The organism is Glycomyces sambucus, from assembly GCF_900102815.1.
Lineage (GTDB): Bacteria > Actinomycetota > Actinomycetes > Mycobacteriales > Micromonosporaceae > Glycomyces > Glycomyces sambucus.
The window spans coordinates 130,668-151,882 of the sequence record NZ_FNGF01000006.1; the positions used below are offsets into that span (position 1 = coordinate 130,668).

The following is a 21,215-nucleotide window of genomic DNA, read 5'->3' on the forward strand; positions in this document are numbered from 1 at the left end:
CCTTTCTGATCAAGGAAGAACATGCGCCTCAAATCCACCACCGGCGCGGTCTTGGCCGCTGCCGCCCTGCTCGCGACCGGTGCCTGTGTCTCCCAGGACACGACTGACGCCTCCTCCGACAGCGCCCTTTCCGGCTCGGGCACGGGAGCGGACTGCACCATCGACGAGACCGTCAAGATCGGCGCCGTCTTCAGCCTCACCGAGGCCGCCGCGTTCGCCGGCACGTACCAGCAAGAGGGCCTGGCGCTCGGCTTCGAAGAGGTCAACGCCGCCGGCGGCATCACCTACGAGGTGATCCAGGAGGACGACAAGACCAGCGTCGAGGACTCCACCGCCGCGTTCGAGAAACTCATCGACCGCGACAAGGTCAGCGCCATCGTCGGCCCGACCCTGTCCGGCATGGCCTTCACCACCTACACCGACGCCCAGAGCGCCGGCGTGCCCGCGCTCGGCGTCTCCACGACCGCCGAGGGCATCCCGGAGATCGGCGACTACATCTTCCGCGCCTCGCTGCCCGAGGAGGTCGCGCTCGCCGCGAGCATCCCGGCCGCCAAGGAGGCCCTCGGCCTCACCAAGGTCGCGGTCCTCTACGACAACGCCGACGAGTTCACCGCCTCGGCCTTCAACACGATCTCCGACGTCCTCACCGAAGAGGGCATCGAGGTCGTCGCCGAGGAGACCTTCGAGACCGCCGACACCGACTTCTCGGCGCAGCTCACCAGCGTCCTGGAGGCCGACCCCGACGCGGTCATCCTCTCGGCCCTGCCCGGCGCCACCGTCCCGCTCGTCAAGCAGGCCCGCGAACTCGGCATCGAAGCCCCGATCGTCGGCGGCAACGCCTTCAACTCCCCCGTCCTGGTCGGCGCGCTCGAGACCGCCGCCGAGGGCCTCATCGTCGGCGGCGCCTGGAGCGCGGCCTCCGACACCACCGGCAACGCCGAGTTCATCGCCAACTACACCGAGAAGTACGGCCGCGCGCCCGACCAGTTCGCCGCCCAGGCGTACACCGCCGCCTACCTGCTCGACCAGGCCGTCCGCGCCGACTGCGACGCCAACCGCGAGGCGATCAAGGACAACCTCGGCCAGATCCTCGAGTACGACTCCATCCTCGGCCCGATCTCGATCGACGAGAACGGCGAGGTCCACCAGGAGCCCGTCGTCCAGATCATCCAGGACGGCGCCTTCACCATCCTCTAGCCCTCTGCCGGAACCCCGGCGGACGCCCTCCCCACCTCCGTACAGGAACCCACACATGCTGCAACAGTTGGCGAACGGCGTGTTCGCAGGTGCGATCTACGCCCTCTTCGCAATCGGCTTCACGCTCGTGTTCGGCGTGCTCCGGCACCTGAACCTCGCCCATCCGGCGGTGTTCACGGCCGGCGCGTTCGTCGGCATCGAGATCGCGGCGCGGACCGCGATCCCGGTGTGGATCCTCCTCCCGGTCGTGGCCCTGTTCGGGGCGCTCGCCGGGGTCCTGGTGGAGCGCGTCGCGTTCCGGCCGCTGCGCGGCCGCGACGACGAGCACTTCGCGGGACTCATCTCCTCCGTCGCCCTCGGCGGCGTCATCATCGCGCTCCTCCAGGCCCGGTACGGCACCGAGCCCAAGAGCTTCGCGATGGACTACTTCCCCCAGCGGCTCTTCGAGGTCGCCGGCATCCGCGTCACGCTGACGCAGCTGGTGACCCTCGGCCTGGCACTGGTCCTCATGCTCGGACTCGCCTGGCTCGTCTCGGCGACCTCGCTGGGGCGGTCCATGCGGGCCGTGGCGGAGAACCCGACCGCCGCCAAGGTCCTCGGCGTCAACGTGGGGCGGGTGACCGCCGGGACGTACGCGCTCTCGTCGGCGCTCGGCACCGTCGCCGGGGCCCTGCTGGCACTCAACCTCGGCCAGGCCGGGCGCGACCTCGGCGCCTCGATCGAACTGGTCGGATTCGCGGTGATCATCCTCGGCGGCCTCGGCTCACTGTGGGGCGCCATGGCCGCCGGGGTGGTCCTCGGCATCGCCGAGGCACTGACGATCCACCTGTTCGACTCCACCTGGAAGAGCATGGTCGCCTTCGCGCTGCTGTTCGCGGTGCTGGTCCTGCGCCCCCGCGGCCTCTTCGGCCACGTCAAGGTCAGGGAGGTCTGATGCTCGCCGGATACGAGACCCTCATCACCACGATCGCGCTCGGCGCGATCCTCGCGTACTCCTTCCACGTCGTCCTCATGGCCGGGCAGCTCAGCCTCGGCCAGGCCGGCTTCGCGTCCCTCGCGGCCTACACCTCCACGCTCGTCGTCCCCACCGAGCCCATCGCCGGATCGATCTCGCCCGTCATCGTCGGCCTCCCCGTCGGCGCCCTCGTGGGCGCCGCCGCCGCGTTCGTCGTCGGCCTCCCGGTCCTGCGCCTGCGCGGGGTCTTCCTCGCCATCGCCACCATCGCCTTCGGCGAGATGGTCCGCGTCCTCATCAACAACGCCGAGTGGACCAACGGCGCCATCGGCGTCCGCGTCGAGAAATGGGTGACCTTCGACTTCGCGTGGATCATCGTCGCGGTCCTCGCCTACCTGTTCTGGCGCCTCGGCCCCTCGCGCTCGGGCCGCGCCTTCGCCGCCGTCCGCGAGGACGAGCTCGCCGCCGGCTCCATGGGCGTCGACGTCGTGCGCACCCGCATGGCCTCCTTCATCGCCTCCGGCGCCATCGCCGGCGTCTACGGGGTCCTCTTCGCCTACTTCTTCGGGCGCATCACCCCGGCCACCTTCGACTTCAGCCTCACCGTGAACGGCCTCGTCACCGCCGTCCTCGGCGGCTACCTCGTGTTCTTCGGCCCCGTCCTCGGCGCCGGGTTCCTCACGGCCGTCCCCGAGATCCAGAAGGCCCTCGGCCTCGAAGCGGGATGGATCCACCCCCTCATCACCGGTGTGCTCCTGCTCGCGGTGATCCTGTTCCTGCCCGGAGGCCTCTCCACCCTCTTCAGCCGCCTCCGCCGCGCCCCCGCCCGGCCCGGACCCGACTACGCCCCCCTCGACGCCCTCGACCCCCTCCCCGACCCCGGCACCCGCATCGCCGCCGTCACCGGCCTCGCCAAGAGCTACGGCGCCGTCGACGCCGTCCGCGGCGTCGACCTGGAGATCCGCTCCGGCGAGGTCCTCGGGATCATCGGCCCGAACGGCGCCGGCAAGACCACCCTCGTCAACATGATCAGCGGCCTGGAGCCCCCCACCGCCGGCGAGGGCGAGATCCTCGGCGTCCCCCTCGGCGCCCGCCCGCACCGCTTCGCGCAGGCCGGTGTCAGCCGCACCTTCCAGCACTCCAAGCTGTTCGAACGGCTCACCGTCCTCGACAACGTCCTCGTCGGGACCCACGTCGTCAGCCGCTCCACCTACCTGCGCCGCCTCGCGTGGCTCCCCTCGGCCCGCCGCGACGAGCGCCGCGCGCTCGCCCTCGCCTGGGCCCAGCTCGAACGCGTCGGCCTCGCCGACCGCGCCGGACTGCGCCCCGGCGCGCTGTCCTACGGCGACCGGCGGCGCCTGGAGATCGCCCGCGCCCTGGCCGCCCACCCCACCCTGCTCATCCTCGACGAACCCGCCGCCGGCATGAACCACGTCGAGGCGGCCGAACTCGCCTCGCTCATCCGCGGCCTCGCCGACGACGGCGTCACCGTCCTGTTCATCGAGCACAACGTGAAGATGGTCCTCGAAGCCTGCACCCGCCTCGTCGTCCTCGACTTCGGCGAGGTCATCGCCCAAGGCGAGCCCCGCGAGGTCGCCTCCGACCCCCGGGTCATCGAGGCGTACCTGGGCACCGAGGCAGAAGCGCACGAGGAGTCCGAACATGTCTGACCCCATCCTCGAAGTCGAATCGCTCAAGGTCGCCTACGGGCGCGTGCAGGCCGTCCGCGACGTGTCCTTCACCGTTCCCGAAGGCGGCCTCGTCGCCCTCGTGGGCGCCAACGGGGCCGGCAAGAGCTCCGTGCTCGCCGCCGTCTCCGGCCTCATCCGCCCCGGCTCCGGCCGCGTCCGCCTCGGCGGCGAGGACGTCACCCGGTGCCCCGCCCACCGGCGCATCGCGGCCGGCCTCGTCCTCGTCCCCGAAGGCCGCCAGATCCTCGGCACCCTCACCGTCGCCGAGAACCTGCTCCTCGGGGCCCACCGGCGCCGCCGCCAGGCGGCCCCCGAATCCGAGATGTACGACCTGTTCCCCGTCCTGGCCGAACGGCGGGCCCTGCCCGCCGGATCGCTGTCCGGCGGCGAGCAGCAGATGCTGGCGATCGCCCGCGCGATGATCGCCAGGCCGCGGGTCGTCCTCCTGGACGAACCCTCGATGGGGCTGGCCCCCAAGATGGTCGACGAAGTCTTCGCCGTCATCGAGAAGATCCGCGCCTCGGGCGTGACGGTGGTGCTCGTCGAGCAGAATGCCCGCAGGGCCCTGCGCGCGGCCGACACCGGGCACGTCCTGGAGACCGGGGAGATCGCGCACAGCGGCCCCGCCTCCGAACTCCTGCAAGACCCTAGAGTCGTGAAAGCCTATCTGGGCGTCGAATAGCGCCGGCGCCCGCCGAAGGAACCCCTAGATGAACGATGAGCTAGCCGAGTCCCCGCCGTCGCGAACGAAGCGGCAGCCGCGAGGCGGACCCTGGTCCCGCATGAGAATCCGGACCAAGCTGACGATCATGCTGCTCGTCCCGGCGCTCACCCTGGCCGGCATGGTGGCGCTGCGGCTCGTCGAGTCCGCCGACGAGGCCCAGGACATCAGCGCGACCGCCGACGCGGTCGAACTCGCCCGCGACGTCAACGCCGTCATCGCCGCGATCCAGGACGAGCGCAAGGACGCCGCGCGCCTGGTCTACCAGGAGCAGACCGGCAGCACCGACGCCGAGGCGATCTCCACGTCCTTCGCCAACCACGAGACCGCCACCGGTGAGGCCCTGGACGAGCTGGCCGCGACCCGCGAGAACCTCGACCTCGACGCCGAGGCCGAATCGCTCCTCGCCCGCGCCGACGCGCCCCTGGCGCGACTGGAGACCGCCAGGAGCGCCGTCGCCGAGGGCACCGTGGAAGCGGTCCACCTGACCGTGTACAACTCGATGGTCGCGCGCCTGTCCGCCGTCCTCGACCACGCCGTCGACCTCGCCGGGACCGCCGAGCTCACCCGGATCGTGCGCACCGCGAGCCTCCTGTCGACCATCGACGAGTACTCCGAGCAGATCCGCATCCTCACCCTGTCCCTGGAGGACGGCAAGCCGCTCGCCGGCAAGCACCGGACCTTCATGCGGCTCACCGCCGCCCGCGAGGAGTCGCTGAACGAGTACCGCCGCATCGTCGCCCAGACCGACCCCGGCGCCGCCGTGTTCGAGGTGGGCGGCATCGGCTCCTCCGACGCCCGCGAGGCCAACGCCTTCGAGAGCACCATCGCCGGCTCGCGGGCCGACGACGAGCAGGAGGTCGAGCACTACGCGCTCATGGCCGCCTACGACGCCCGCCACGCGGACACGTCCGCGCTCATCGGCGAATCGCTCGACGAGGCCACCGACGAGGCCGGCGCCGTCAGCGCCGCCGCCGTCCGGCGCCTGGTCATCGAGTCCTCCATCGCGGTCGTCGCGCTGGCCCTCGCGTGGCTCATCGCCTTCACCATCGGCCGCTCGGTCACGCGCGGCCTGCGGGACCTGTCGGGCTCGGCCCGGCAGATCGCCATGGTGGACCTGCCGCAGGCCGTCAAGCGCGTCGACCAGCAGCAGGGCCTGGGCGGGCTGAGCCCGTTCGAGTACGCCGCCCGCACGACCCCGCCCATGCAGGTCCGCGGCGACGACGAGCTGAGCGAGGTCGGCGAGGCGTTCAACATCGTCCACCGCGAGGCCATCCGCGTCTCGGCGCAGCAGGCCCTCCTGCGGTACCACGTCGGCGCGATCTTCGTCCGGCTCGCCCGCCGCGGCCACTCGCTGACGGGCCGGCTCACCGCCGAGCTCGACGCGGCCGAGAAGAACGAGCAGGACCCCGAGCGCCTCCAGCGGCTGTTCCGCCTGGACCACCTCGCCTCGCTCATCGGGCGCGCGAACGACTCGCTCCTGGTCCTCGGCGGCTCGTCCGCCGCGAAGGTCCGGACCACCGACGCCTCGCTCGACGACGTGCTCATCGCGGCCCAGAGCCGCATCGAGTACTACACCCGCATCGAGGCCGCCGCTGACGAGGGCGCGTGGGTCAAGGCCGACTACGTCGACGACGTCGTCCAGCTCCTCGCCGAGCTGATGGACAACGCGACCCGCTACTCCGAGTCCGCGGCCGAGATCACCGCCCGGGTGCTGACCGGCAAGGTCATCATCCAGGTGCGCGACCACGGGATCGGGATCGAGCCCGACCGCATGGAGCGGTTCAACGACCGCCTCCGCCGCGACACCCCGGTGGACCTGGAGGCCATGCAGGCCATGGGGCTCACCGTGGTCGGCTTCCTGTCGGGGCGGCACGGCATCGAGGTCGAGCTGCGGCCGTCGATCGGCGGCGGCGTGGTCGCCGAGATCGCCGTCCCCGGTGCGCTGCTGTCGTTCACGCCCCCGCCGCGCACCCAGCGGCCGCCGACCCTGCCCGGCGGCGCCGCGGGCGCCCGCACGGTCCCGCTGCCGCGGCCGCGCGCCAACGCCCCGCTGTTCGCGCGGGCCGACAACCCCGAGCTGACGCAGCAGCCCGCGGACCCGAACCAGGTCCCGCAGCAGCGCCAGCCCGCCAGACACGTTGCGCCCGAACCGAGGGCGCTTCCGGCCGGTCCCAGCCCCCGAGTCTCCGCAGTGGACGACACCCGCCCGCTGCCGGTACTCTCCACCTCGACGACGGCGGTGCTCTCCGAGCTCCCGGAGATCAAGTTCGACGTCACCGTGGTGCACGCGGACCCGTCCCTGCGGGCCGGACACGCCCTGCCCCAACCGAAGAAGGCACCCACCTTCGGGCCGAACGGCCTGCCGCGGCGGGACCCGATGACCAACCTGGTCCCCGGCGCGGTCGCCCCGAGCCCGGGTCAGGACGGCATGGTCATCGAACGCAACCCCCGGAGCATCGGCGCGACGTACTCCGCGTACGCCCGCGGCCTTTCGAGCAGCAGGACCGCTGGACCCCAAAATGAGAAATGACCCGGAGAACGATCATGAACACCACTAGCGCGCAACTGGACTTCCTTCTCAACGACTTCGTAGGCCGGGTGCCGCACGTGACGCACGTGATCGCCGTGGCCGCGGACGGCCTGCTCATCGCCTCGAACAACACGCTGCCGCGCGACGAGGCGGAGCGCCTGTCCGCCATCGCCTCGGGTCTGACGAGCCTCCTCGCCGGCGCGGCCCGGTCGCTCCAGGCCGACCCCGTGATCTCCAACCTGACGGAGATGAACGGCGGCTTCATGTTCTCGATGTCGGTGTCCAGCGGTGCGAGCATCCTCGCCCTCGCCGGCCTCAACTGCGACATCGGCCAGGTCGGCCACGAACTCGCCAACCTCATCAACCAGGTCGGCCCGGCCCTCACCCCCGCGGCCCGCCAGGTCTACGCCGCCCAGTACCAGCAGCAGCACTGACCCTTTCCGCAGGTCTGCGGTTATGCAGATCGCACCTACAAGAAGTCGGAGGGCCGGGGACCGCGATGCGGTTCCCGGCCCTCTTCGCTTGCGGCTCAGGCGTACAGGTCGGCCAGGCCGACGAGGAGCAGGTCGTCTCGCTCGGCCGCGGCCCGCGCGAGGCGGTCGTTGAAGCCGGTGCCCGAGAGGCACATCAGGCGGGTGCCGGAGGTGTCGAACCGGCCGGCGGCGGCCACGAGGGACCTGATGTGCTCCAACCGCTCCAGGTGGGCGCGGCCCATAGTGTCCTGCCACTTGGCCTCGCCGATGGCGAGCAGGCGCGGGCGCCCCGTGTCGGAGGCGGCGATCACCGCGAGGTCGACCTCGTGGGAGGTCCGGGCCGCCGGATCGGGGACGACGCCGCTCGCCACCGTGGTCGGCAGGCCGCCGAAGAGGTCGGGATCGGCGTGGTACATCGCCCAGTCGCGGCACAGCTGCTCGAAGTGCGGCCCGAGGACCTTGCTGGAGAAGCGGTGCCGGCTCGCCTTCCACACCCGCTCGGCCATGCCCGGCCGCTGGAGCTGGTCCCACATGGGCCGCATGATCCCGGCGTAGAAGGCGATGAGTGGTTCGGCGATCCGGTACGCGGAGCGGTTCTTGCGGAACGCGTCGGCGTCGCGGCGCAGCAGGCCGATGTCCTCCAGGACCTGGATCGGGTGCGCGATGTCGACCGCCTTGCGCTCGAGGTAGCCGGCGATGCCGCTGCGGGTGGCGTTCCCGTCGGCGACGGCCGAGAGGACCGACAGGTACAGCGCGGGGTCGCGCACGTCGGCCTCCTCCGCGAGCAGGTAGCGGCCCTCCCGGAACAGGGGCGTCTGCGGGTTGAGCGCGGTCCGGACCACCCAGTCGTCGAAGTCGTCGAGGTCGCGGGGGGTGTCGCCGCGGAGGAACTCGTTCGGGTAGGCGGGGGTGCCGCCGACGACCGCGTGGGTCCGGACCGCCAGCGCCGGGTCGGTGATCCCCCAGAACTCCGCGGCCATCCGGTAGTCCAAGGGCGGCACCAGCAGTTCGAGTCCGGCCCGGCCGCGCAGCGGCGCACCGCCGGAGAGGAGCCGGCCCATGAACGACATCGCCGAGCCGCACAGCAGCAGCCGGGTCCGGGACCCGGTGCGCTCCGGTCGGAGGGGGCCGAACGCCTGCTGGAGGATCGACGGCAGTTCGGGATTCGCGCGGGCCAGGTACGGGAACTCGTCGACGACCACGGGAACCGGTCGTTCGCGCCCAAGTGCGAGGACCGCGTCGACGGCCTCGAACCAGTCGGCGAAGTGGTAAGCGCTCGGCGGGTTCGCGTACCTGGTGAGCGAGTCGCTGAACCGCCGCAGCGACTCCGCGTCGGCGGCCTCGGTGGCCCCGAAGTAGAACCCTCCCGCCGCCCGGACCACGGCGTCGAGCAGGAACGTCTTCCCCTGCCGTCTCCGCCCCGACACCACGCCGAGCGTGGCGCCAGGCCGGTCATCGGACACGAACCGGTCCAGCGCGGCCCATTCGACCTCGCGATCGAACATTTCGTCAGGCTTCTCCACGCCTCTATCTTATAGGTCTACAGTTTATAAAACCATACACCTACAATTTCCGATCACCGAGCCGAACTGGTGAGTTGATAGCCTGGCCAGCTGGCAGTGCCACCGCTCGCTGTACCACCGATGTCGGACGACGCGACTATCATCGGTCGATGGAGTCTCCCATAACGCTCGGTCAGGCCCTGAACTCCCTCAGGGAAGAAGTCACCCAAGCCGTCTACGACTCATCCGAATCAGCGGTTCGATTCCGCGCGAGGGAGATCGAGGTCGAGCTGACATTGCAGGTCACAAGGAGTACTGCAGCAGAAGCCGGGGCCAGCGTCTGGAGTGTGGTGACCGGGAAGATCTCCGGCTCCGACAGCACCGCACGGACGCACAAGGTCCGGCTGGTCCTGGAACCGATCGGGATCGACGATTCCGGTCGGCCACGGGAGCTCCACCTGTCCGACGATCGCCGGATCTGATACCGGACGATGGCTGCTCTCGAATCACTGATCCCGGTTCTGGTCAGCACATCGCGAAGAACACAGAGTGGGTTCATCGCGGCGCCAGGTGTGGTGATCACAGCGGCACACGGCATCGATCCGGGTGCTGACGTCAGCATTCATTGCCCGGGATATTTGCATTCCGACCGGGCCCATGTGGTGTGGCGAGGAGATTTCGAACGAGGCGACCCACTCGAAGACATTGCCGTGCTCACGTTCAACGACCGGGAGGGCCTGAGACTTCGCACCCGATGGATCAAATGTCTGCCCCACAAGCGTCTACCAGTCCGGGTGCTCGGGTATCCGTCGGCCTCCTCTGACGGCACCCTGCAATCGAGTGAGCTCGAATCCCTCGACGCCGAGGCAGTACTGCTCACCGAAGACCGATCAGGGCTGCTTCAACTCGACGTCAAGGGTTCGTTGCCGCTCGATTCGAAAGGGTGGGAGGGACTCTCTGGAGCAGTGCTCCTATCAGCGGATGGTCAGGTCGCTGGCATGCTGATCAAAGCCAAACCGGGATGGAGGCACGACCGACTGCAGGCCATTCCCACTCAAGCCATACTGCGTCCCGAAATCAACCAACTGCTCGTGGAGGCGGATGCGGTTCCGCAGCAGGCGTTCGACTGCCCGATAATCAAACCGGCTCTCATCCCCACCGACCTGGAAGCGCCCCATGTGCCGGTCTCCTGGTTCTTCCAATCCCGTCGTGCGGTAGTGCCATTCGTTGAGGAGGGCCGGATCGATCTGATGGCATCGCTGGACTCCTGGTGCGAGGCAGCGGAGCCGCTCGGTGTGAAGCACCTGGTAGGTGGTGCCGGATCCGGGAAGACCCGCGTCGCGGCAGAACTCTGTGAACGCATGGCGCGCAGACCCGGTTGGATCACCGGATTCAGCTCCGAGAGAGTACAAGACCAGTGGGCGGTCTTCACTCCGAACCGATCACTGCTCATCGTCTTCGACTACGTCCACCAGTGGGAGCAGGAGGTTCAGACGTTCCTGGCGCGGATCACCACGCTGATCGACGAAGGACGGCTGAAATCCAAGGTCCGAATCCTGCTCCTTTCGCGCTCGGAAGGCGATCTCATCGAGCGCTGTGACTATCGGAGTGTGCTTGCGACGCTCCAACGGCGAAGTCAAGCGTTCACGATTGAAATCCAGTCATACGCGTTCACCGGCGATCAGCGGCAAGCCCACCTCGAGGCCGCTTTCCGAGCGTTCTGCTCCCCCGTGTTCAGTCCCATCACCGACCCCATCCTGCCCGATGTGACAGACCCCCAGTACAGCAGCCCGCTTCTCGTTCACATCGCTGCGTATTTCGGGTCGCAAGGTGACCCTGTCCCTAGCCCTGGGACTTCCGATATCCAGTTCGCACTGGTGAATCAACTCCTCCAAAGAGAAAGCGACATCTGGCTCAACCTCATGAACGAGAACGGGGCGAAGACGTTCCGCTCCCGTGGGCAGGCCGCCGCAGCCGTACTCATCCTCTCGCTCACTCGACCAAGACTTGAAGAGGCCGCAGCGCTCCTGACTGCGAGTCTAGACTTCGATGGCACGAACCCGCTCGACCGATCCGATGCTGTGAAAGCCGTCAGCCGTCTCTATCCGTCATCCGACACCGCAGCAGCTGACCCCACCCGAATGGATCGTGTCGGTGCACTCGAACCTGACCTCATCCTGGAACATCTGCTGGCCACGTTCCCCGACCGCAACCGGCTTCTGAGTAAGCTGCACGACCATGAGATGCTGCGTGCCCCTCACCGTGCAAGGTTCCTACAAGTCCTCGCGCTCTCCCGAGATCACTACCCTGCGGTCGAGACGGACTTTCAAAAGTATATCGAAAGCGTCCTCTCCAGCCTGGTCGAAGAGGACGGTGACACTTCGAGCCTAGGGGAACTACTTGTCAGCTCGATGCCGCAGATTCTCGGAGGCGCAGTCACCAAGATCAGGGCGAACGAGGGCAATCGAGTTGCAGACTACCTCGCAAGCGCGATCCGATGCTCCAGCACGAGCCCGGCCCTCGCCGAGACTTGCGCGGAGGCGGCGCTCTTCATGCCAAGGCCGTATCCAGAACTTTCCAACCTGTCATTGGCACTGGCAGAGCGTGCCGTCGAATACGCCGAGACGGTTCCCAACGAGAAAGCGGTAGTAGCCATGCTTCACCTACTCGGGCTTTTCCAGGCCGATTGCGGGGAATGGGGCCGGAGCATCATGAGCGCCCGCAGAGCGATCAACATCCTGGAGGATCTTCATGAAACAGACGTCGACCACCTCCACCTGAAGGCACTCAACCTGAATCTGCTCGGGACGGGGCTGAGCAAATTTAACCGGGAGTCGGAAGCGTCATCCGCACTCAAGGCGGGTCTCAGTATCTCCGACGAGTGCCGCCTCGAGTACCCCGAGAGGTTCGAAGGGCTCCACGAGGAACTTTCGGCCAATATGGCGCGCATGCACTTCGGAACTGGCAACGTGACCAAGGCGTTGGAGCTGCTCCGAACGCTGCAAGGGGGAATCGGCGCGGATGTCTTTCCACTTCCACTGTTGAATAATCTCGGACTGTTCCTCCAGAAGAACGGCGAACTGGACGAGAGTCTGGCACTTCTCGAGCGGGCGGCTTCGTCATGTCGTCGTCTTGTTGAAAAGCAACCAGGAGCGTACCGCCAACTCTTGGTGGAGATACTTCAGAACCTCAGTGGGACGTACAGCCTTCTCGATCGGCGGAGCGAGGCATTGAAGACTTCAAAGGAGGCAGTCGAACACGCCCAGTACCTGCATAAACTCAATCCGACAGCTCATGTGGAACTTCTCTCGAGCGCATTGGACAACCTCGGGATCGACCTCAAAGCTACCGGAGACCTTGCCGAGGCAGTCTCAGTCATCCAACAATCACTTCGTCTGGTAGAAGATCGAGTAGAAGAGGATCCGACGCTCCGGCCTTCGCAGGCGAAATCCCTATCGAATCTGGCGAATGTTCTTGCCATTTCCGGTAATCTAGACGATGCCCTGGAGGTACTGACCTCCGCAATTCATCTTCAACGCGAACTTGTGGCACAGTCTCCGCAGTCGCAAGGCGAAACGCTGCGAGAAATGTCAGACCAACTGAGATCGCTTATCAAAGCGCTCAGAGCACGCGATCTCATGTTTGGATTGGGCCGTATGGAAGAAGAGTGAGTCGCGTCATTCGACTTCGTCGAATCCTGCGACCTCGTTCAGAACCTGCATCCAGTCGAGGATCACTTCATCTCCGACGAGCCTCGACTGCTCGACCTGACAAGCGGTTCCGTACCCAACCACTGCATCGACGGTGAGCGAAAGGATCGAGCTGTCTCGGAGGTTGATCGACTCCTCATCAACGAATGAGCGCAACGACTCATCGGGAGTTCCATCACCCCAGTGAAGCTGGAGCTCAGGCAACTCCCTGGATATCACCGCAAGTGTGGCTCGATGCAACTCCGCTAGCACAGTGCCACGGTCACGGTCGAGCTCGGATGCTCGACGCTTCACCGCGTCAAGAACTGCCCTCATCTGGATTCGGTCTGAATTGTGGCTACTAATGTCTATCAGCTTGGCTTCGTCGCCCGGGTCCAAAATCAACGCTCGTGCCTGCTCTTCCGCAAGATGATGAGCGAACAAACGGTTGTACTCGGCGATCTCCTCGGTGGTAAAGGTATGCAGGTTCGTCTCGACAACGATCATGCCGAAATCGGCGCAGGCCAAGGTCATCGCCCGCATCCGAAGGTCTTCGAACTCCGCAGCGGCGGTCTGGAGATCTTGCTCGAATTCCGCTTGAAAGACATCCGGATCAATATAGACCGGTTCATCGGTACGATCCGGATCCCAGAAGATCGGGTCTCCGGAGGCGGGTTCCCTTCCAAAGGTCTCACGGAACACTCGATGCTGCTCCTCAAACACCGACCGCATTCCCGCTACCGCTGACGGCGGAATCGATACCGTTACACTGCCGTCATAGTTGGCCCTCCGCTGGCTCAGATCTGTTGCAGTCGAATGCTTCGCAACTAGATCTATATGTCGGAGATCGAACTCAACCTCTCTTAGCAGTTCCATGGCAGACTTTCTGGCACGGGCAGCACAGCTCGATGAAGTCCATTCGGGCTCGTTCCGAGCGAGGATGCCTCCGTGGCCGACTTTGAGAGCCACCTCACGAAAGAGGACGAGCGGTGAGCTCTTCCACTGACGGTCACGCGACTCCACCACTACGTTCATCCCAGCAATGTCCTTGACTGCCAGGAGCGCGTCGTCGAGCGTCCAGGCCCGGTCTGCCGCCGTGATTGCGGCATCGGCGACATCCCAGATTGCGGATTCCTCCCGGAGGCCCGATATCCAAGCGTATGACCTGGTAGGCAAGTCCAGAATCGCCTCGTCAGGCCCCGCGGCCAAGGAAAGGTACAGAGCATGGATGATGGCACTGGGCTTGGCCATCGCTTGAATGATGACTTCGGACTTACCCGCGGCACCCTCGTGCTCCCTTCCGAGCAGGTGCCGGAGCCCGCTCCGAAGCGCTTCAAGCACGGTCGGATCGCGATAAGGCTTCTCCGGGTCCTCCCAGAACCACCGCAACCACGCCTCAGCCTCCCGGCTGCGATCGAGCTCTCCAAGGTCGACATTCCTGAATCCGGTGACGATGCGGCTATCTCGAAGAACTCGTTCAGGAAGCAGCTTCTGAGGGATGCGGTATCTGTGAAACCCCTCCATCTCCAAATAATGGTTGAGGGAGAGCATGAAGTTCCGGTCATCTACCGGAATTCCGACCTCGAAGCTCCGCTCGACAACGAGATTCACGAATTCACAGATCCACTCATAGACCTTCTCAGATCGAACTCGCTGCATCCATTCGAACAGCGCGTTCGCCAACTCGTGCTCATCCGTGAAGCGCTTCGGAAAGATCATACCTAGGAAGAGTACTTCGAGAGGACCGAGTTCGCCGTACCAGGAGAGGGCATCACATTGCTCCTCTTGCCGCATGCCGATCGCCCCGTAGCCGAATGCGAATGCGCCGGCAACCGACATGCCCCCAGGTGATTCGAGTTTCAGCCTGTCACCGAGTTCGGCTACTCCGAGTTCATCAAGCTCAGTCATCGGAACCTCCGGGGTTTGGAATCCTTCTGCCTGGCGGAATCTGCATGGTAGCAGTCGAAATGCTGGAGGGCCGGGAACCGCTTCGCGGTTCCCGGCCCTCCGGCCGTACTGAGACTACGCGGTCTCGGTCCTGATCACTCGGATCACTTCGCGGCTACGCCGTCTCCGTGATCTTGCGCTGGACCCACGGCATGAGGTCGCGCATCTTCTTGCCGACCTCTTCGATCGGGTGGTCGTTCTGCTCCTGCTGGAGCTTGGAGTAGTTCTCGCGCTTCTCGGCCTCGGCGACCCACTCCTTGGCGAAGGTGCCGTCCTGGATCTCGCCCAGGATGCGCTTCATCTCGGCCTTGGTGTCGGCGTTGACGACGCGGGGGCCGCGGGTGAGGCCGCCGTACTCGGCGGTGTCGGAGACGGAGTACCACATGTTGGCGATGCCGCCCTCGTAGATCATGTCCACGATGAGCTTGAGCTCGTGCAGGCACTCGAAGTACGCGGCCTCGGGGGCGTAGCCCGCCTCGACCAGGGTCTCGAAGCCGGCCTTGATGAGCTCGGCGGCGCCGCCGCACAGCACGGCCTGCTCGCCGAACAGGTCGGTCTCGGTCTCCTCCTTGAAGGTGGTCTTCAGGACGCCGGCGCGGGTGCCGCCGATGGCCTTCGCGTAGGCGAGGGCCACGGCCTGGGTGTCGCCGGACGGGTCCTGCTCGACCGCGACGAGCGCGGGCACGCCCTTGCCGTCGACGAACTGGCGGCGGACCATGTGGCCCGGGCCCTTCGGCGCGACCATGGCGACGTTGACGTCCGCGGGGGCCTGGATCAGGTCGTAGCGGATGTTGAAGCCGTGCCCGAAGAACAGCGAGTTCCCGGCGGACAGGTTCGGGGCGATCTCCTCCGCGTACAGCTTGGCTTGCGCGGTGTCGGGGACCAGGATCATGATGACGTCGGCCCACGCGGCGGCCTCGGCCGGGGTGAGCACCTTCAGGCCCGCCTCCTCGGCCTTGGGGCGCGACTTGGAGCCCTCCTGGAGGCCGACGGCCACGTCGACCCCGGAGTCGCGGAGGCTCAGCGAGTGGGCGTGGCCCTGCGAACCGTAGCCGAGCACGGCGACCTTCTTGCCCTGGATCACTGCCAGGTCGGCGTCGTCGTCGTAGAACACTTCAGCGGACATGCGTTTGCTTCTCTTCCCTTGTTACTGCTGGCTATTCGGTGAGACGTAGCGCGACAGCGAGGCCATGGACTTGGCCCCGCGCCCCAGTGCGACCGTCCCCGACTGGACGAGCTCCTTGATCCCGAACGGCTCCAGGACTTCCAGGAACGCCTCGATCTTGTCGCGGTTCCCGGTGACCTCGAAGGTGACCGTGTCGGGTGTGACGTCGACCGAGCGGGCCTTGAACAGCTCGGCGGCGGCGATCACCTGGCCGCGGGTGGCGGCGTCGGCGCGGACCTTCACCAGCAGCAGTTCGCGCTGCACGGAGGAGCCCGCTTCCAGTTCCACGATCTTCAGCACGTGGACGAGCTTGTTGAGCTGCTTGGTGACCTGCTCCAGCGAGCCGGCCTCGACGTCGACCACGATGGTGATGCGGCTGACGCCGGGGTGCTCGGTCTCGCCGACGGCGAGCGAGTCGATGTTGAAGCCGCGCCGGGAGAACAGCGCCGCCACGCGGGCGAGGACGCCCGGCTTGTTCTCGACGAGGACCGACAGCGTGTGCGTCGTCATCTCAGATCTCTCCCTCGTCGTCGAAGTTCGGGCGCACGTCGCGCGCGTACAGGATCTCGTCGTTGGAGACCCCGGCCGGGACCATCGGCCACACCATGGCGTCGGGGCCGACGGTGAAGTCGACCACGACGGGGCGGTCATTGATCTCGTTGGCCTGCCGGATGACCGCGTCCACTTCCGCGGCCGTCTCGGCGCGCAGGCCGACGCAGCCCAGGGCCTCGGCGAGCTTGACGAAGTCGGGGACGCGCGGGGACGCCTCGGAGTGGTGGGTCGACAGGTTCGTCTGGGAGTACCGCTTGTCGTAGAACAGCGTCTGCCACTGGCGGACCATGCCGAGGTTGCCGTTGTTGATGACCGCGACCTTGATCGGGATGCCCTCGATCGCGCAGGTCGCCAGTTCCTGGTTGGTCATCTGGAAGCACCCGTCGCCGTCGACGGCCCACACGGTGCGGCCCATCTCGCCGAGCTTGGCGCCCATGGCGGCCGGGACGGCGAAGCCCATGGTGCCCAGGCCGCCGGAGTTGAGGAACGTCCCCGGGGCCTCGTACTTGATGAACTGGGAGGCCCACATCTGGTGCTGGCCGACGCCGGCGGTCCAGATGGTGTCGGCGGGCGCGAGCTCGCCGAGGCGCTGGATGACCCACTGCGGGGTCAGCAGCCCGTCGTCGATGTCGGTGTAGCCCAGGGGGTACCGCTCGCGCAGGTCGTCGAGGGTCTCCCACCAGGTCTTCAGGCGCTCCTTGCCGGGGTCGGCGTACGCCTCGGCCATGGCGGCGATGGCGGCGCGGCAGTCGCCCACGATCGGGACGTCCACGTCGCGGTTCTTGCCGATCTCGGCCGGGTCGATGTCGACGTGGACGATCTTGGCCTCGGGCGCGAACGTGTCGAGCTTGCCGGTGACGCGGTCGTCGAAGCGGGCGCCCAGGGCCACGATGAGGTCGGACTTCTGGAGCGCGTGGACCGCGGGGACGGAGCCGTGCATGCCGGGCATGCCCAGGTGCTGCGGGTGCGAGTCGGGGAAGGCGCCGCGGGCCATCAGCGTGGTGATGACGGGCGCGCCGGTCAGCTCGGCGAGGGTGCGCAGCTCGGCGTGGGCGCCGGACTTGACGACGCCGCCGCCGACGTAGAGCACGGGGCGCCTGGCCTCGGCGATGAGCGCGGCGGCCTCGCGGATCTGCTTGCCGTGCGGCTGCGTCGTGGGCCGGTAGCCCGGGAGGTCCATCTTGGGCGGCCACACGAACTCGCCGGTGCCCTGGAGCAGGTCCTTGGGGATGTCGACGAGGACGGGGCCGGGGCGCCCGGTGGAGGCCACGTGGAACGCCTCGGCGAGCACGCGCGGGATGTCCTCGACCGCGGTGACCAGGTAGGAGTGCTTGGTGATCGGCATGGTGATGCCGACGATGTCCGCCTCCTGGAAGGCGTCGGTGCCGATGGCGGTCGAGGCGACCTGGCCGGTGATGGCCACGATCGGGACCGAGTCCATGTGGGCGTCGGCGAGCGGGGTCACCAGGTTGGTGGCGCCGGGGCCGGAGGTCGCCATGCACACGCCGACCCTGCCGGTGGCGAGGGCGTAGCCCTGGGCCGCGTGCCCGGCGCCCTGCTCGTGGCGGACGAGGACGTGGCGCACCTTCTGGGAGTCCAGGAGCGGGTCGTAGGCCGGGAGGATCGCGCCGCCCGGGATGCCGAAGACCGCTTCGACCTCGAGCTCTTCCAGGGCGCGGACGACGGCCTGCGCGCCGGTGAGGACGGGTGCGGCGGCGGGAGCGCCGAGCGGGGGGGCGGGCCTGGGGGCCTTCGGCCTCGCGGGCTGAGCCCTGGCAGCCTGCGACCCATCCTTGGCGGCCTGGGGCCCTGGCTTGGGTGCCTTCACTGGTGTGCTCATGTCCTTCGTCCAATAGGGAGATGTGGCTGGTTCGACATGCGGTGTCGTTCCCCGGGCAGAAAAAATCGCCCGCGTGCTAAGACGCACGGGGCGAGCGCACCGTCGGAGAACGACGGTGCGCTAGGTAAGTACTACGACGAGCGGCCGGGCGGCGAGGGCCTCGGTCGCGTTCTGGTCGTAGTTCTGCTGCGGCACGCCCCCCATGATTCACGATTCCGGCCCGTGAGTCAACTTTTCTCAGACTCCGGGACGTCGGTCGGCGTGTCGCGGGGCCCGGGGACGGCGTACGCCTCGGACGAGAGGGCCTTGGGCTCCTCGGTGAGCCAGCGCGTCAGGTCGTCGGGGTCCATGGGCTTGGCGAGGAGGTAGCCCTGCACGAGCGGGGCCTGGGCGGCGATCATCGCGTTGAGCTGCTGGTCGGTCTCGACGCCTTCGGCGATGACCTCCATGCCGAGGATGCGCCCGAGCGCGACGGTGACGGCGGCGAGGGGGCCGACGCCGCCGTCGTCCTTGGCGATGAGGTCGCGGTCGATCTTGATGATGTCGACGGGGAGCCGTTCGAGCTGGCCGAGGGAGGAGTACCCGGATCCGAAGTCGTCCAGGGCGATCCGCACGCCGGCGCCGCGCAGGGCGCCGAGCTGGGCGATGAGGGTGTTCATCTGGTGGGAGAAGTCGTGCTCGGTGACCTCGAGCACGAGGCGCTTGGCGGGGACGCCGGCGGCGATGAGCGCGGTGTTGACCTCGGTGGCGAAGAGGTGGGTGTGGAGCTCCTTGACGGAGACGTTGACCGAGATCCACGCCTTGATGCCGCCGTTCTGCCACGCGGCGAGCTGTTCGGCGGCACGGTTGACGGTCCACACGGCGAGGTCCTGGGTGAGGCCGGACTCGGTGGCGGCGGGGATGAACTCGCCGGGGCTGACCTGGCCGAGGCGGGGGTGGTTCCAGCGCAGGAGGGCTTCGGCGCCGACGATGGTGCGGTCGGTGACGTCGAAGACGGGCTGGTAGACCAGGCGCAGCTCGTCGCGGCCGATGGCACCGCGCAGCTCCTGGGAGAGCTCGTTCTTGCGGCGCACGATGCGGTCGAACTCGGCGTCGTAGGTGGCGTGGCGGTTCTTGCCGGCCTGCTTGGCGGCGCGCAGGGCGAGGTCGGCGTTGCGCAGGAGCCGTTCGGGGTCGCCGAGTCCTTCTGCGGCCGTGGCGATGCCGACGGAGCCGGTGACGAAGACGGTGGACTCGTCGTGGAACTCGTAGGGCTCGCCGAGGCGGGCGACGAGGGCCTTGGCGGTGGCGACGGCCTCGGACCAGCTGGCGCGCAGCAGTATCGCGAACTCGTCGCCGCCGAGGCGGGCGCCGACGTCGGTGGGGCGCAGCAGCTCCTTGATGCGGCGGGAGACCTCGACGAGGAGTTCGTCGCCGAAGTCGTGGCCGCGGGTGTCGTTGACGTTCTTGAAGCCGTCGAGGTCGAGCAGGAGGAGCGCGGTCTGGTGCTCCTCGGCGGCGACGCCGTCCTCGAGGCTCTGGAGGAGCGCGCGGCGGTTGGCGAGGCCCGTGAGCGGGTCCGAGTAGGCCATGCGGGCGAGTTCGGTCTCCAGGGAGCGGCGGGCGCCGACGTCCTCCATGCGGGCCACCAGGCCGCGTACCTGGGGCCTGCCGCGGAGGTCGGTGACGACGGTCTCGGTGTGGCGCCAGCGGCGGGCGGAGTCGCGGACGCGGATGTTGAGGGAGACCTGGCCGGTGTGGCTGAGGCCGTCGAGGAGGGTGCGCAGGTCCTCTTCGGTGGTGCGCCGGTCGTCGACGTGGACGAGGTCGAGGAAGGAGGCGCCGACGCAGGTGCCGGCGTCGGTGCCGGGCCGCCAGGCGGAGTCCTCGGGCTGCCAGGTGACGGTGAGGTCGGGGTCGAGGACGAGCACGGTGTCGGAGGCGACGCCGACGATCGCGGAGAGGCGGCGCTGCCGGGCGGCCGCCTCGCCGGTGACGCGCCGGACGTCGAAGTAGGTGAGGGTGAGCCGGGCGCCGAGGGCGCCGACGGCGGCGAGGCCGAGGAGGGTCGCGTCGAGGGGGAGGCTGCCTCTGGTGGCGCCGTTGATGAGGACGGCGGCGGCGGCGAGGGCGCCGGCGCCGGCCATGACGGTGTAGTGGACGCCGGGGTAGTTCGGCTTGTCGATGGGCGCGGGCTTCTGGCTGCGGGCGAGGTAGGTGACGCCGAGGAGGGCCGCGCAGGTGGCGACCCACAGGACCGACCACCACAGGACGCGGTCCTCGGGGCGCCCCCACTGCCAGGCGACGAAGGTGGAGAGGCCGGTGAAGTGGACGGCGAAGACGGCGATGTAGGCGAGGGCGTGGCGGCGGCGCCAGCGCTGGATGCGGAACGTGGTGGTGAAGCCGACGCCGAGCATGACGACGCCCATCATGCCGGGGATGACGATGGCGAGGTCGCCTTCGCCGAGGGGGCCGCGCATCTGGGCGAACAGGGGGCGGGCGAAGAGGGTCCAGGCGAAGAAGAGGGCGCAGAGGCCGACGAACGAGCCGTCGACGAGGCGGCGCTGGACGGCCTGGGGCGCCCAGCCGCTGTCGGGCAGGCGCAGGAGGGCGAGGGCCCAGAGGACGACGGAGGCGGCGAACCCGGTGCCGGCCACGGAGTCGGCGGCGGGGTCGGGGAGCCAGCAGGCGGCGGCGAAGGCGGCGGCCATGGTCTGGATGCCGGCGGCCATGAGCTGGTAGGTGGTGCGGCGGCCGGTGGCGATGCGCCCGGCCGCGCGCCACATGAGGGAGCCGGCGCAGGCGGCGCCGACGGAGCCGAGGGCGGCGGCGGTGCCGGGGGCGATGTTCGGCAGCGAGGTCTGGAGGCCGACGACGACCGCCGCGGCCAGCACGGAGCACCAGACTGCTGCGGTCGCGGTCCACGACAGCAGCTGCCGGCCGCGACGGGGGTTTGGCGTCATCCACTGGC

14 protein-coding genes are annotated in these 21,215 nt (G+C 68.1%); 8 read left to right on the forward strand and 6 right to left on the reverse strand.

Annotated elements, in window-relative coordinates; all coding sequences use genetic code 11:
• Positions 1-21 precede the first annotated feature (21 nt).
• The 6 genes from BLS99_RS18495 (at position 22) to BLS99_RS18520 (ending at position 7,531) form a co-directional block, all read left to right on the forward strand.
• Positions 22-1,197, forward strand: coding sequence for an ABC transporter substrate-binding protein (locus tag BLS99_RS18495; protein WP_091053010.1), 1,176 nt, complete (start codon positions 22-24; stop codon positions 1,195-1,197).
• A 55-nt stretch (positions 1,198-1,252) separates the two neighbouring features.
• On the forward strand, positions 1,253-2,131 hold the full coding sequence (locus BLS99_RS18500; protein ID WP_218126678.1) for a branched-chain amino acid ABC transporter permease: 879 nt from the start codon (positions 1,253-1,255) through the stop codon (positions 2,129-2,131).
• Positions 2,131-3,822: a branched-chain amino acid ABC transporter ATP-binding protein/permease gene (locus tag BLS99_RS18505; protein ID WP_091053012.1), complete on the forward strand. Its 1,692-nt coding sequence runs from the start codon at positions 2,131-2,133 to the stop codon at positions 3,820-3,822. Before BLS99_RS18500 ends, BLS99_RS18505 begins: the two co-directional genes overlap by 1 nt.
• Complete coding sequence (locus BLS99_RS18510) at positions 3,815-4,525, forward strand: ABC transporter ATP-binding protein (protein ID WP_091053015.1); 711 nt, start codon at positions 3,815-3,817, stop codon at positions 4,523-4,525. The genes BLS99_RS18505 and BLS99_RS18510 overlap by 8 nt, the downstream gene beginning before the upstream one ends.
• Before the next feature lie 100 nt (positions 4,526-4,625).
• Positions 4,626-7,097, forward strand: coding sequence for a sensor histidine kinase (locus tag BLS99_RS18515; RefSeq protein ID WP_143034863.1), 2,472 nt, complete (start codon positions 4,626-4,628; stop codon positions 7,095-7,097).
• A 14-nt stretch (positions 7,098-7,111) separates the two neighbouring features.
• Entirely contained in the window at positions 7,112-7,531 is a 420-nt protein-coding gene (locus BLS99_RS18520; RefSeq protein ID WP_091053019.1) for a roadblock/LC7 domain-containing protein, read from the forward strand.
• Between the two features lie 95 nt (positions 7,532-7,626).
• Here BLS99_RS18520 and BLS99_RS18525 read toward each other — a convergent pair whose 3' ends face one another.
• A complete protein-coding gene (locus BLS99_RS18525) occupies positions 7,627-9,093 on the reverse strand; it encodes an ATP-binding protein (protein WP_091053021.1) in 1,467 nt (488 codons plus the stop codon).
• A 149-nt stretch (positions 9,094-9,242) separates the two neighbouring features.
• Here BLS99_RS18525 and BLS99_RS18530 point away from each other — a divergent pair, with 149 nt between their 5' ends.
• A complete protein-coding gene (locus BLS99_RS18530) occupies positions 9,243-9,554 on the forward strand; it encodes a trypco2 family protein (protein ID WP_091053024.1) in 312 nt (103 codons plus the stop codon).
• 9 nt (positions 9,555-9,563) lie between these two features.
• Positions 9,564-12,743: a tetratricopeptide repeat protein gene (locus BLS99_RS18535; protein ID WP_091053026.1), complete on the forward strand. Its 3,180-nt coding sequence runs from the start codon at positions 9,564-9,566 to the stop codon at positions 12,741-12,743.
• A gap of 6 nt (positions 12,744-12,749) precedes the next feature.
• On the opposite strand, the gene BLS99_RS18540 is transcribed toward BLS99_RS18535, so the two are convergent.
• From BLS99_RS18540 to BLS99_RS27480, 5 genes are all read right to left on the reverse strand, one after another.
• Positions 12,750-14,669 carry a hypothetical protein gene (locus BLS99_RS18540; RefSeq protein WP_143034864.1) on the reverse strand — a complete coding sequence of 640 codons (1,920 nt, stop codon included), beginning with the start codon at positions 14,667-14,669 and terminating at the stop codon, positions 12,750-12,752.
• A gap of 154 nt (positions 14,670-14,823) precedes the next feature.
• A complete protein-coding gene (gene ilvC, locus BLS99_RS18545; protein ID WP_091053032.1) occupies positions 14,824-15,834 on the reverse strand; it encodes a ketol-acid reductoisomerase in 1,011 nt (336 codons plus the stop codon).
• Between the two features lie 21 nt (positions 15,835-15,855).
• A complete protein-coding gene (gene ilvN, locus BLS99_RS18550) occupies positions 15,856-16,383 on the reverse strand; it encodes an acetolactate synthase small subunit (RefSeq protein WP_091053034.1) in 528 nt (175 codons plus the stop codon).
• Between the two features lies 1 nt (position 16,384).
• Positions 16,385-18,265 carry an acetolactate synthase large subunit gene (locus tag BLS99_RS18555; protein ID WP_091053036.1) on the reverse strand — a complete coding sequence of 627 codons (1,881 nt, stop codon included), beginning with the start codon at positions 18,263-18,265 and terminating at the stop codon, positions 16,385-16,387.
• Between the two features lie 227 nt (positions 18,266-18,492).
• Complete coding sequence (locus BLS99_RS27480; RefSeq protein WP_176953430.1) at positions 18,493-21,207, reverse strand: putative bifunctional diguanylate cyclase/phosphodiesterase; 2,715 nt, start codon at positions 21,205-21,207, stop codon at positions 18,493-18,495.
• Between the last annotated feature and the right edge of the window lie 8 nt (positions 21,208-21,215).

What these genes read in the sequence shown, in the direction of transcription:
- BLS99_RS18495 (WP_091053010.1), top strand. Translation starts at nt 22, where the DNA reads ATGCGCCTCAAATCCACCACCGGCGCGGTCTTGGCCGCTGCCGCCCTG.
- BLS99_RS18500 (WP_218126678.1), top strand. Translation starts at nt 1,253, where the DNA reads ATGCTGCAACAGTTGGCGAACGGCGTGTTCGCAGGTGCGATCTACGCC.
- BLS99_RS18505 (WP_091053012.1), top strand. Translation starts at nt 2,131, where the DNA reads ATGCTCGCCGGATACGAGACCCTCATCACCACGATCGCGCTCGGCGCG.
- BLS99_RS18510 (WP_091053015.1), top strand. Translation starts at nt 3,815, where the DNA reads ATGTCTGACCCCATCCTCGAAGTCGAATCGCTCAAGGTCGCCTACGGG.
- BLS99_RS18515 (WP_143034863.1), top strand. Translation starts at nt 4,626, where the DNA reads ATGAGAATCCGGACCAAGCTGACGATCATGCTGCTCGTCCCGGCGCTC.
- BLS99_RS18520 (WP_091053019.1), top strand. Translation starts at nt 7,112, where the DNA reads ATGAACACCACTAGCGCGCAACTGGACTTCCTTCTCAACGACTTCGTA.
- BLS99_RS18530 (WP_091053024.1), top strand. Translation starts at nt 9,243, where the DNA reads ATGGAGTCTCCCATAACGCTCGGTCAGGCCCTGAACTCCCTCAGGGAA.
- BLS99_RS18535 (WP_091053026.1), top strand. Translation starts at nt 9,564, where the DNA reads ATGGCTGCTCTCGAATCACTGATCCCGGTTCTGGTCAGCACATCGCGA.
- BLS99_RS18540 (WP_143034864.1), bottom strand. Translation starts at nt 14,669, where the DNA reads ATGACTGAGCTTGATGAACTCGGAGTAGCCGAACTCGGTGACAGGCTG.
- ilvC (WP_091053032.1), bottom strand. Translation starts at nt 15,834, where the DNA reads ATGTCCGCTGAAGTGTTCTACGACGACGACGCCGACCTGGCAGTGATC.
- ilvN (WP_091053034.1), bottom strand. Translation starts at nt 16,383, where the DNA reads ATGACGACGCACACGCTGTCGGTCCTCGTCGAGAACAAGCCGGGCGTC.
- BLS99_RS18555 (WP_091053036.1), bottom strand. Translation starts at nt 18,265, where the DNA reads ATGAGCACACCAGTGAAGGCACCCAAGCCAGGGCCCCAGGCCGCCAAG.
- BLS99_RS27480 (WP_176953430.1), bottom strand. Translation starts at nt 21,207, where the DNA reads ATGACGCCAAACCCCCGTCGCGGCCGGCAGCTGCTGTCGTGGACCGCG.